Origin of the sequence: Pseudothermotoga sp., from assembly GCA_025060105.1 — a bacterium.
Classification (GTDB): Bacteria; Thermotogota; Thermotogae; order Thermotogales; family DSM-5069; genus Pseudothermotoga_A.
The window spans coordinates 66778-78856 of the sequence record JANXCS010000005.1 but is presented as its reverse complement, the minus strand read 5'-3'; the positions used below and the strand labels follow the sequence as shown (position 1 = coordinate 78856).

Below are 12079 nucleotides of genomic sequence, written 5' to 3'. Positions count from 1 at the left end.
CATGCTCACTTGTCAGATTGAGTACGCAAAGAAAAGCAAGCCAGGTGAAGAAATCTGCGGTGACTCGATCTGTGTGAAAAGAAGTTCAAGTAAGGTCGTTGCTTGTGTCTCAGATGGATTAGGAAGCGGTGTGAAGGCGAGCATACTTTCCACACTCACAACGAAGATGGCTGCCACAATGCTTTTTCGGAACATTCCATTTGATGAAGTGTTCTCGTCCATTCTCAAAACCTTACCTGTCTGCAGGGTGAGAGGTATCAGTTATGCGAACCTCTGTTGTGTGGTCTACGATGCTGTCATCAATGAGTGTACCGTCGTGGAATACGAATTTCCAGTTGTTCTTTGTTTGAGGAATGGGCAGTTTGTCGAACTTGAGAAAGAGGAAAAGACCATCGAGGGCAGAAAAGTTTCCTTCAGTAAATTTCAACCAGTGGAGGAAGATCTTTTGTTCGTGATGACGGACGGGGTTTCTCAAGCCGGCATGGGTACTCCCCACTTCCCACTCGGGTTCGGTTTGAAGAATATCTTGAAAGAAATCGAATCGTTACTGAAATACAAGTTGCCCCCAAGTGACATTGTGAACCATCTCGTCAAACTTGCAGAACATCTTGACAGGGAAACTAGAGGGGACGATGCACTCGCTATGGTTGCCCAGTTCAGGCCACTCTACGTGTTAAACATTTTCGTCGGGCCACCAGAGGACAGAAGTAAAGACGAAATCTTGGTCAAACGCTTCATGAGCATGCCTGGAAAAAAGGTGATATGTGGTGGCACCACCGCACAGATCTTCGAAAGGATCCTTGGTAAGAAAGTTCAAATAGATTTGGATACGATTTCACCGTACTCACCACCAATTGGTAAACTCGAAGGTTTCGAACTGGTCACGGAAGGTATCGTGACACTCACTCAAGTATTCAGATACCTCGAAGGTCAGCAAAAAGAGCTGGGCTTGGCGGCTCAGACGCTTTTAAAACTGATGCTTGAAGCTGATGAAATCAACTTCACAGTGGGGAGAGCTATCAACCCCGCACATCAAAATCCTCTGTTCAGCCATGATGTTTCGTTGAAATTTAGACTCGTTCACGATGTGGCACGAATTTTGAAAGACTTAGGGAAGATCGTCAACATCGATTACTGCTGAGGGGGTGACGATTTTGGAAAGAACTTACGAAGCCATCGAACAGGTACTGAGGAAGTACAACTATAAGAAGGAAAACTTGGTCAAGATACTGCTCGAGGTCCAGAAACTGCATCGCTATCTTTCTAAAGACGTCATGCATTACATCGCTGTAGCGTTGCAACTTCCTCCTGCTAAGGTTTACGGCGTTGCCACTTTCTACGCTCAGTTCTCTTTAAAACCGAAAGGAGAGTACACCATCTTGGTGTGCGATGGGACAGCGTGTCACATGGAAGGTTCTACCAGATTGCTCAAGGCGATCGAAGAAGAGATTGGGATAAAACCAGGTGAGGTGACGAAGGACCTGAAATTCAGTGTAGATTGCGTAGGATGTCTTGGCGCCTGCGCATTGGCGCCTGCCATGGTCATAAACGACGAAGTATATGGAAACCTCACACCAGAAAAAGTTAAGCAAATCTTGCGTAGTTTGAGAGGTGAGAACGATGCTCAAAAGTCTAACTGAAGCTTATGATTTCCTCGAAAAGCAAAAAGAATTTCGAAGGTGGAAACTTCAAAACCTGTCAGTGTACGTCTGTGTCGGAACAGGTTGCACGGCTAAAGGTGCTATGAAGGTGTACAACAAGTTCAAAGAAGTTATTGAACGTGAAGGCCTCAATGAGAAAGTGAATCTCCACAAGATAGATGAGGCTTTTCATAACGGTGTTTTGAGAAAAACTGGTTGCTGTGGGCGTTGTTCTTCAGGTCCGCTCGTGAGTGTTCAACCTTATGGTTATTTTTACGCTCATGTGGGTGTCGAAGATGTAGAAAAGATAGTCGAACGCACGCTCAAAAGGGGAGAAGTCGTTGAGGAACTGTTACTGATAGATTTTGAGACGAATCGTCGCGTCAAATCTATAGAGGATACCAGCCTCTACAAAAGACAGAACTTTTACATCATGGAAGATATAGGTAAAAGTGAGTGTGACAGCATAGAAGATTACATGGGTAGAGGCGGTTATTCCTCACTCTTGAAGGTCCTCTCTTCAATGAACCCTGAAGAAGTGATCGAGCTTGTGAAAGCATCTGGCCTTCGTGGCAGAGGTGGAGGAGGTTTTCCAACCGGTTTGAAATGGGAGGCAACCAGAAAGAGCAAATCTCAAATCAAGTTCGTGGTTTGCAACGGTGATGAAGGAGATCCTGGGGCGTTCATGAACAGGACTCTGCTCGAAAGAGATCCACACTTGGTTTTGGAAGGTATGATCATCGCTGCGTACGCGATCGGAGCACAAAAAGGTTACGCATACGTGCGCGCAGAGTATCCGATCGCAATACAAATGTTACAGAAAGCTATAGAAGATGCGAAACGTTTCGGTTTTCTCGGCGAAAACATTCTTGGAACAGGATTTTCGTTCGATCTTGAGATCAAAGAAGGTGCAGGTGCTTTCGTTTGCGGTGAGGAAACTGCCCTACTTGCTTCTATAGAGGGAAAAAGAGGTATGCCCAGGCCTAGACCTCCATATCCAGCAGAATCCGGACTGTGGGGATATCCAACGCTGATCAACAATGTTGAAACCTACGCAAATGTACCGAGGATAATTCGCGATGGTGCTGAGAAGTACAGAAAGCTTGGAACTGCCAATTCCCCCGGCACGAAAATGTTTTCTGTGACTGGTCCTGTGAGGATGACAGGCATCGTCGAGGTGCAGTTCGGAACGACGTTGAGACAGATCATATACGACATTTGTGGTGGTTTGGCGAGCGGCGAGAAGGTCAAGGCAGTTCAAATAGGTGGTCCTTCGGGTGCATGTTTGCCTCCAGAATATCTCGACATGCCTCTAGACTACGATACGCTCAAATCCATTGACGCGATGGTTGGATCGGGTGGTATCGTGGTTATCAGCGATAAAACGTGCATGGTGGAAGTTGCTAGGTTCTTCTTGGATTTCACCAAGAGAGAATCTTGTGGAAAGTGCATACCTTGTCGTGAAGGCACGGCACAGGCCTACAGAATTTTAGAAAAGTTTGTGAACGCTAGGGCGAATGAAGAAGATTTGAAAAACCTCGAATTTTTGGCAAAATTGATCAAAACGGCTTCACTCTGCGGTCTAGGCAAGACCGCCCCCAATCCCATACTGAGCACCATGCGATGGTTCAGATCCGAATATGAAGCTCATTTACGTGGCGTCTGTCCTAGTGGTACTTGCACCGCCTTCAAAAAATACTTGGTGGATGAGAAATCTTGCAAAGGTTGTGGGCTCTGTGCGCGCCTTTGTCCACAGAATGCGATCGTGGGAGAACGTGGTAAACCACACACTATAGATATCAGTAAGTGCATCAAGTGTGGTCTGTGTGCTGAAAAATGCAGATTCAAAGCGATAAAGGTCGCGTGACGGGAGGTGAACGTGATGAAAGTGTACGTTGATGGAAGAGAAGTTCATATAGATGAGCGTGCGAAAAATTTACTAGAAGCACTCCGAGAGGTGGGGATCGAAATACCAAACCTTTGCTATCTATCGGAAACTTCCACATATGGTGCTTGCAGAATGTGTTTGATCGAAGTGGACGGTCAATTGGTTACTTCTTGTACAACGAAACCGAGAGACGGAATGCGAATAAGAACTAATTCATCGCAGATTCAACAACTGAGGAGAGGTATACTCGAACTCATCTTGGCGAGCCATAACAGAGACTGTACAGTGTGTGACAGAAGTGGCAGCTGTAAGTTGCAGAAGTATGCTGAAGAATTCGGTATAAGGAAGATCCGCTTCGATGATCTTTCCAAGCCTACGGTTGTAGACACGTCGAGCCCCATTGTTAGGGATACGAGTAGATGCATACTATGTGGTGATTGCGTTAGGATGTGTGAGGAAGTTCAAGATGTTGGTGCCATAGATTTTGCAGGCCGTGGTTTTGAGTCCCGTGTTGTACCTGCCTTTGATGCGAACTTGGCTGAAACGGAATGTGTTTACTGCGGTCAATGCGCTTCTGTTTGTCCAACTGGTGCTCTGAGTGTCAGGAACGATCTAGAAAGACTCCACGAAGTACTCTCATCTGGAAAAACGATCATAGGCATGATCGCACCGGCTGTCAGAGTTGCACTCGCAGAAGAGTTCGGTATCGAAAAAGATCCATTCATTGCCGAACGACTCGTCAGTTTCCTGAAATTGATGGGCTTTTCCAAAGTGTTCGATGTGGCTTTTGGAGCGGACCTAGTGGCTTTTGAAGAAGCTCACGAACTTTTGGACCGCATTTCTAGGAATGAAAATCTACCACTCTTCACATCGTGCTGTCCCGCTTGGGTCAAGTATGTGGAGCAATTCTATCCAACGCTCACATCAAATCTATCCACCGTAAAATCACCGCAGCAAGCGCTGGGGACTATCATAAAGGAAGTTTATACAAAGAAACTCGGGATGAAACCAGAAGAAGTATTCTTGATCTCCTTCATGCCTTGCACTGCGAAAAAATTCGAGGCAGAGAGAGAAGAACACTCAGGTGTTGTGGACCTGGTACTCACAACGAGAGAACTTTCTAAGTTTATAAAGTCAAGTAGGATCGATTTGAGGAAACTTGAGCCACAACCATTTGATCGACCTTACGGTTTGTCTTCACAAGGCGGTCTGGATTTCGGTAAAAACGGAGGTGTCCTCAAAAGTGCTTTCGCGGTCCTAAACGATCAGGTGGGGCTCAGTGAGCAGAAGATCACTGAAGTCGATAAGGGTGTAAAACTCATCGAAGCGAAAACGAAGGATGGAAGAACCGTTAGAGGATTGGCGGTGTTTGGTCTTTCTAGAGCGAGAAAGATCATCACAGAAATTCTTGAAGCAAAACTTGGTGTGGATATCGTTGAAGTCATGGCATGTAATTTTGGTTGCGTCGGAGGAGGAGGGCAACCCTATCCAAACGACACATCGGTGAGACAAACCAGAGCAAGATTGTTGAAGGAACTCGTCTCGGTGAAAAGCCTGATTTCACCATCCGAGAATTATTACATGCGAAGGCTCTATGAAGAGGTTGTAAACTTACACGAACTCATTCACACTTCTTATAGACCAAGAAAGCGAGTTGTGCATGAGGATATCGAAGTCTTACCATCTTCGAATGGCGAGAAAATAACCGTGAAGGTGTGTCTCGGCACATCTTGTTACATGAAAGGTTCCTACAAATTGCTTTCACAGTTGATAGAACTTGCAAAACGTAGAGAATTCACTTCACTCGAGATAGTTGGCACTTTCTGCGTAGAGAACTGTGGTAAATCACCCAATGTACTTGTGAATGATAAACTCGTAAGTGAAGCAACAATCGAGAAGGTGGAGAAAGAACTTGAAAAATTCCTCGGAACGCGAAGAATTCATAATGCTTCCGAAGCCAACATTTGAAAGACTCAAGCTCTATCATAGATTGCTCCTCGACGTGGATGAGGAATATATTTCTTCTGAGAGTATAGCCAGAATACTCAAAGTTCAACCTGAACAAGTCAGGAAAGATTTGAGCTACCTCAAAACCGTTGGGAAACCAAAGGTTGGTTACAGAGTCGATGAACTCAAAAAAGAATTGGATGAGCTTTTCGGTGTTAGGAAAGAAACCAATGTGATCATTGTTGGGGCGGGCCGTCTTGGCACCGCCCTTGCTAATTATCCGGGCTTTGAAAGGTACGGTATCGAAATCGTTGGGATTTTCGATAACGATCCACAAAAAATTGGGCAGTTTGTGTCTGAGCTCGTCGTGCTTCCTTTGAAAGACTTGAAACGCGTTGTGAAAAGATTCAACGTTGAAATCGGTGTGATCTGTGTGCCAAAAGAATCTGCTCAGGAGGTTGCAAACTTGCTGGTTGCCTGTGGTATCAGAGGGATTTGGAACTTCGCTCCGGTCAATCTTGAAGTACCAAGTGATGTGCTCGTTGTGAATGAGGACATCACGCAAAGTCTTTTGACTCTGAAACATTTACTAAACATAAAGCACGGCAAAGTTTGATTTTTCACGTGTTAAAACTTTATTTGGTGAAGCTCTGTGAGGTTGAACGTTCTTGGTACCAGCAAGGTTGCACTCGCTATATGTGAGCGGCTGGTTGAAAAGGATCATACAGTTCGCTTCGTTGTTTCTCGTTCAAAAGAAAAAGCTAAAGCTTTTGTTGAACATCTCGGTGTGGGTGAGGCTATAACCTACCAGGAACTCGAGTCTCTATCCGGTGTCATCTTCTTTGCTGTACCAGATTCAGTGATCGAGCGTGTTTATGAACAAGTCAAGGACAGATGCGCCCCAAATAGCTGCTTGATTCACTTCAGTGGTTTTCATTCTTCGAAAATATTTGCCAACGCTGATGATTTGGGTTTTTCAAGGGCCTCGATGCACCCAAATCTATCTTTCGCAGATGCAAAAGTTGCGTATTTGAACCTTCCAAATTGTATCTTTGGCGTTGAGGGAGACAACTCAGGGCTGAAAATAGCGATAGAATTGGTTAAGGATATATCAGGAAAATACATAGTCCTATCTGAGAGTGGAAAGATTGCTTATCACCTCGCAGCCGTGATTTGTTCGAATTTCGTAGTGGGACTCACAGCGCTTGCAGAAAAGATATATTCCAGCAGTGGCGTTGGGGATTTTCGTGGTTTGATGAGCAGCTTGATTTCCAGCGTTGCGCAAAACATCTCGGCGAAAAGCGTGGTTGAATCGCTCACTGGTCCAGTGGCACGCGGCGATTGGCAAGTGGTTGAGAAGGAAAGAGAGATATTTGAAAAAATTTTTCCACACTTTGTATCACTCTATGACAACATGGTAGAAATCCTCAAGAAACTCAAGGAGGGAAAACTGTGAGCATGAACGTTCAAAAGTTCATTTCCATGAAAGGAAAGCAACCTATAGTTCTTATCACCGCCTACGATGCGCCCTTTGCCCGTATCGCGAATGAAGCGGGTGTGGATGCGATATTGGTCGGTGACTCATTGGCGAACAATGTGTTGGGTTACACCGACACACTTCCTGCGACCATGGAAGATATGATCAGGCACACTCAAGCAGTGAGAAGGGGAGCCCCAAATGCTTTTATAATCGCCGATATGCCATTTCTTTCATACCAGTGCTCAGAGGATGAAGCTGTGAGAAACGCAGGAAGATTTCTCAAAGAGGCTGGTGCAAACGCCGTTAAGCTCGAAGGTGGTTCTGTTTTTGCACCCTTGATAAAACGACTCGTTGACAGCGGGATTCCTGTGATGGGGCATCTCGGCCTTACACCTCAATCCGTCAACGTCTTCGGTGGTTACAGGGTTCAAGGTAAAGACGAAAAGTCTGCCGAGAAATTACTCAAAGATGCCAAAGCGCTCGAACAAGCAGGTGTCTTCTCTATAGTTTTAGAGATGGTTGTTGAAGAAGTTGCGCAAAAGATCACGGAATCCGTTAATGTTCCAACGATCGGTATAGGTTCAGGAAGATTCTGTGATGGACAAGTACTCGTTTTACACGATCTGCTGGGATTGAACCCAACGTTTCTGCCAAAGTTCGCCAAGAGGTATACAAACCTGTATGAAATATCTGTCAAGGCTATAGCCCAGTACGTAGATGACGTGCGAAGAAAGATTTTTCCGTCCGAAGAGCATGTTTTCAAATCTGGAGGAAACTGAGATGAAAATTCTTCACACTTCAGATTGGCATATAGGCCTGCAGTCTTGGACAGGTTCTAAGCCCATCGATAGGCTCGAGGAGCTCAGAGCATCTCTCTTTTATCTCGTCAAGGTCGCCGAGGAGGAAAGAGTGGATCTGGTGCTCATCGTTGGAGATGTTCTTCACAGTAGAGTTAGTCCGAGGATCGATGCTCTGGATCTTCTGAGCGAAGTGATATCGAGATTTTCATCGATTGCTCCGACTTTTCTTTTGTTCGGCAATCACGATTGGCAAGGTTTGAGTTGTTGGAAAAATTTCCAGCTCAAGAACGTTCACATCGTGGAAAGACCAAAAAAGATAGAATTGAACGAAGCGGTGTTGTTTTTTCTACCTTACACTGATTATCAGAAGCTCCTCGGTTCTGCCAAGGACCCCATCGCAGCGATGAGAGAATTTCTCGATTCTTACGTTATTGAATTCAGAAATCAAATTGAGCCAAGCAAAACGAATATACTCGTTGCACATGCGATGGTTGAGGGATGTTTTGAATCAGAAAGGGAGAATGCAATTCAGTATGAGTTAAAACGGAACAGTTTTCCTTCAGGATTCGATTATGTGGCTCTGGGCCATGTGCATAACCAGTTACTACTTTTGCAGAGTCCAGTTGCTTGGTACTGCGGTTCGCCTATAGCTCTAGATTTCGGGGAAGAAAAAGACGTCAAGGGAGCTCTCCTTGTGGAAATATCAAACAGAACTCAGGTCAGGTCCATAAGAACACCTCACATGCCTTTGAAAACCTTCGAGTATAACGACTACAGTCTCTCCAATCTGAACGAGCTAGAATCTCAACTCAACGATTTCTCCGGTTATGCCAGGGTCATATTCAAATGCCTTCCATCCAACGAAGTGAGAAGGCATTTGCTCGAAAAATATCCCAACGTTGTCAAGGTAGAATTCGAAGCTGTGTGGCAAGATCAAAAGATAGAAGTCCCAGAGCAGAAGAAGAGTTTGATTGAGATGTACAGGGATTACATCAAACAGAAGTATCCAGAGCACGAACGTCAAATGATCGAGATCGTTCAAGAACTGCTGAAGGAGGTTGAGCAAACTGAGACCTCTCAGGATTGAAATAGAAAATTTCCTTGGAATAGAAAGCTGTGAACTGGATTTCAAGGACGGAGTGTTCCTCATCGTTGGTCAGAACGGTGCTGGTAAATCTTCTTTACTTGAAGCCATTGTTTTTTCGTTGTATGGCGTAGGTGTTCGTTATGGTAAGAAAAGCCCTTTCGACTATGTCAGATCTGGTGCCGATCATTGCCAAGTGAAGTTTTCCTTTCTAAGGGGAGGAAAAAAGTATGAAGTGATCAGAAGAGTGAAAGCGAAGGATAAATCGAGTGAAGCGTTATTGCTCATAAACGATCGTATCGTCGCTTCTCAACGTACTTCAGTTGATGAAAAACTTAAAGAAGTTATGGAGACGAGTTATGAGAGTTTCATAAGTACATTCTTTCTGCCCCAAGGCATGGTAGCAAATTTACTCACAGCTACACGCTCGAAGATAAACGAAGTCATCTTTGATGTACTTTTTGAAAGAAAAAAGCTTGCAAAGCTCATCGAAAAGGTAAATGAAGTTTACAAAAGCAGTCAGTACGAAAGGGATAATTGGCTGCGTAGAATCAACGAATCAAAAGATGAGCTCAAAAAGATTGAGGAACTACTCAGACAGAACCCGCCAGAAATTTTGCAAACTGAGATCGAAGAGCTGGAAAGGCACATAACTCAAACTGAAGAAAAGCTAAGAGAGGTTGAGCGCGAACTTCAAATTCATCAGCAAGTGGAATCACTTGAAAAATTATTACAATCTAAAGTTCTCGAGAAAAGCAAACTGCTCGTAGAGCTTGAGGAAGAAAAGAAGATATCCACCGCGAAGTCTCTCGAAATTTCGTATCGTGAATACCTTCATGCGTGCGAAACATTGAAAAGAGTGGAAAATGATTTTCAAAGATTGCAGACGAATCGTTTCAAAACTCATTCAGAAATACAAAAACTCGTCGAGGAGATACGTAAAACTCAACTCGAGCTGACTCGGAACGATAGAGAACTTCAAGCCGTTCAAGGCGAAATCGAGAAACTTTCGAAGATAGATGAACTGAGTGAGCCATTCGTTCAAAAGTTATCCAGTTTGAAAGAACGCAGAGTCGTGATCGAACAACAACTTTCAAAGAAACGTTCAGAATTTGAACAAGTTGGTGAAAAGCTGAGTCGGAGAAAGTTTGAAAAAGCCGAACTCGAAACTAGGCTTGAAGATCTCACAAAGCAGTTCGATCGAATTAAGTTATCCGCTGTTTTATGGATGGCGGATCAAATTGCAGAACAGCTTCAAGATGGCGAGGTATGTCCCGTTTGTGGGAATATTTACAGAAAGAGAAGTATATCTGGAACCATTTATGATCTGGAAAATTACAAACACATGCGTGAACAGATAGAGAAAATCAAGGAAGATGGAGTCAAACTTGCAGCCGAGATGGAAACTTTGACGACGATCGTGGAAAAACTGAATCAAGAGATACATTCTCTGAACGAAGAACTCACGCAGATCAAATTTCAAGAAAGCGATCTTCATAAAAAACTTGACGAGATGGGTTACTCTGCACAACTGAAAAAGAAACTGCGCGAGCTCAATACAGATCTTCAAAAACTCTTAGAGAGGCGTTCCAAACTGATGGCAGAACTTTCAGAAAAAGAAAGTACTAAACATCAGCTTTCACTCAGATTGCAAGAATTGGATGAAGAGCTCAAAAACCTTTCTAAAGAAGTAGAAGAATCCCTTTTGAGAAAGCAGATAATAGAAAAAGACTTCTTCTTGAAACTCGATAAGATAGGAATGGACCTAGAAACGTTCAAGATATACGTGGCCAAGGAAGTACCTCAGGTGAGTGTACAGGAGAGATTATCCAAGATAGATGCCGAAATAGAACAAATTCAAAGCCAAACAGAACAGCTCAAGAAGTTGGTCAAAAGCGGTAGGGAAGATTGCCTGAAATATTTGAGTGCTTTGCAAAAAGAACTTTTGAATTTTAGAAAGCTTAGAGATGACAAGTTGGCAAGAAAAACTCTCGTTCAACACTATTCAGAAAGACGAAAAGAGATCATTCAGCAGCTTAGGGAAATGGAAGAACATTTCGAGGAATTGCATAATCGTTCTACGGTGCTCGCGCTGGTAAAAGATACACTCGCTGCTCGGGAATTTCAATCTTACATGGCTGACATCGTTTTGAATAGAGTGGTTGAACGAACGAACCGTTTATTGGATTTCTTAACGGATGGAAGGTTCTCGTTATTGGTGGAAGAATCAGGTTTCATAGTGAACGATGCTGGGGTCAAAAGAGATGCCAGTGGACTTTCTGGTGGAGAGAAGACTCTCGTATCAATAGCGTTAGCGATGAGCATAGCCGAAGAAGCCACAGGAGAAATGGAAGCGTTCTTCATAGATGAAGGTTTCTCGAGCTTGGACAGCGACAACAAATCCAAGATAGCTGATGCCCTCAAAAAATTCGAGAGATTGAACAAGGTTGTGGGGTTCGTCACACATGAGCCTGAGTTTGCAGACTACTTCGAACGCAAATTGTTAGTTGAGAAAGGTGGTAGATTGAGATGGATTTAAGTGACGTCGAGAAACTGATCGAAAGAATCATGACTGAAAAAGGTGTAGAAGCCATACCGAATCTAATACAACTTCTCGCGGATGAAGACGAAAATGTTCGGGAGACCGTCCTTCAGATCATATATAGATTCGGTGATGCTGCACGCCCGATCTTGCTTCAAAAGTACAGAGAGCACATAAAAATGTGTCAACAGAATGATGTGATTTTACTGTATTTGATTGATATTCTCTCTGATTTGAGGGAGACAAGTATAAAGAAAGACCTCTACAATTTACTCAACAAATACGATGACGAATCTGCTCAGCTTGTTATATACGAAGCGATCTGTAAACTCGGTGAGGGGGAGAAGATATTAGATATTTTAGCTTACTACTTACTCGAAGACGAGTACAGAGAAGAACTCGCAACGCAGGTCGTGATGGCTCTATCATACGTTCCAACGCAACGAACAATAGATGTTTTGATGAAAGCTTACAGAGATGAACGGTTCAGTGAAGACATAAAAAAAGACATAGTGCAAGCAATCTCCATGCTGACCATGAAAGATTCAAAGTTGTGGGATTATTTCCAAAAGTCCGCAGATAGCGAAATCTTGGCAGAAGTAAAGAGGTTCACAACTTAGTTGTGAGAACCGTTTCCGAGAGAGGCTTCAGAGAAACTTCTATTTTTAGTGTTTTTAATTGTTCACCTTTTCTGAAAA

The 12079-nt window shown here is 43.8% G+C and carries 10 protein-coding genes; all 10 read left to right on the top strand.

Translation table 11 applies throughout. The annotated features are described in order from the left end of the window. Window position 1: 1 nt before the first annotated feature. The 10 genes from NZ875_06105 to NZ875_06060 are packed head-to-tail and all read left to right on the top strand — an operon-like array spanning window position 2 to window position 12001. Window positions 2-1141 (top strand): serine/threonine-protein phosphatase, encoded by a 1140-nt coding sequence (locus NZ875_06105; GenBank protein ID MCS7175309.1) that lies wholly within the window; start codon window positions 2-4, stop codon window positions 1139-1141. 13 nt (window positions 1142-1154) lie between these two features. Then, window positions 1155-1640, top strand: a complete 486-nt coding sequence (gene nuoE, locus NZ875_06100) for an NADH-quinone oxidoreductase subunit NuoE (protein ID MCS7175308.1) — start codon at window positions 1155-1157, stop codon at window positions 1638-1640. Continuing rightward, complete coding sequence (locus NZ875_06095) at window positions 1621-3507, top strand: 4Fe-4S binding protein (protein MCS7175307.1); 1887 nt, start codon at window positions 1621-1623, stop codon at window positions 3505-3507. The genes nuoE and NZ875_06095 overlap by 20 nt, the downstream gene beginning before the upstream one ends. A 15-nt stretch (window positions 3508-3522) precedes the next feature. Beyond that, a complete protein-coding gene (locus tag NZ875_06090; protein MCS7175306.1) occupies window positions 3523-5496 on the top strand; it encodes a 2Fe-2S iron-sulfur cluster-binding protein in 1974 nt (657 codons plus the stop codon). Next, complete coding sequence (locus tag NZ875_06085; GenBank protein ID MCS7175305.1) at window positions 5474-6091, top strand: redox-sensing transcriptional repressor Rex; 618 nt, start codon at window positions 5474-5476, stop codon at window positions 6089-6091. Before NZ875_06090 ends, NZ875_06085 begins: the two co-directional genes overlap by 23 nt. Window positions 6092-6127: 36 nt before the next feature. Further along, on the top strand, window positions 6128-6931 hold the full coding sequence (locus NZ875_06080) for a DUF2520 domain-containing protein (protein MCS7175304.1): 804 nt from the start codon (window positions 6128-6130) through the stop codon (window positions 6929-6931). 2 nt (window positions 6932-6933) lie between these two features. Beyond that, the gene (panB, locus tag NZ875_06075) at window positions 6934-7734 is read left to right on the top strand and encodes a 3-methyl-2-oxobutanoate hydroxymethyltransferase (GenBank protein ID MCS7175303.1); all 801 of its coding nucleotides are present in this window, start codon (window positions 6934-6936) and stop codon (window positions 7732-7734) included. Window position 7735: 1 nt separating this feature from the next. Then, on the top strand, window positions 7736-8842 hold the full coding sequence (locus NZ875_06070) for an exonuclease SbcCD subunit D (protein MCS7175302.1): 1107 nt from the start codon (window positions 7736-7738) through the stop codon (window positions 8840-8842). Beyond that, window positions 8814-11378 (top strand): SMC family ATPase, encoded by a 2565-nt coding sequence (locus tag NZ875_06065; protein ID MCS7175301.1) that lies wholly within the window; start codon window positions 8814-8816, stop codon window positions 11376-11378. Before NZ875_06070 ends, NZ875_06065 begins: the two co-directional genes overlap by 29 nt. Continuing rightward, complete coding sequence (locus tag NZ875_06060) at window positions 11369-12001, top strand: HEAT repeat domain-containing protein (protein ID MCS7175300.1); 633 nt, start codon at window positions 11369-11371, stop codon at window positions 11999-12001. Before NZ875_06065 ends, NZ875_06060 begins: the two co-directional genes overlap by 10 nt. Window positions 12002-12079 lie beyond the last annotated feature (78 nt).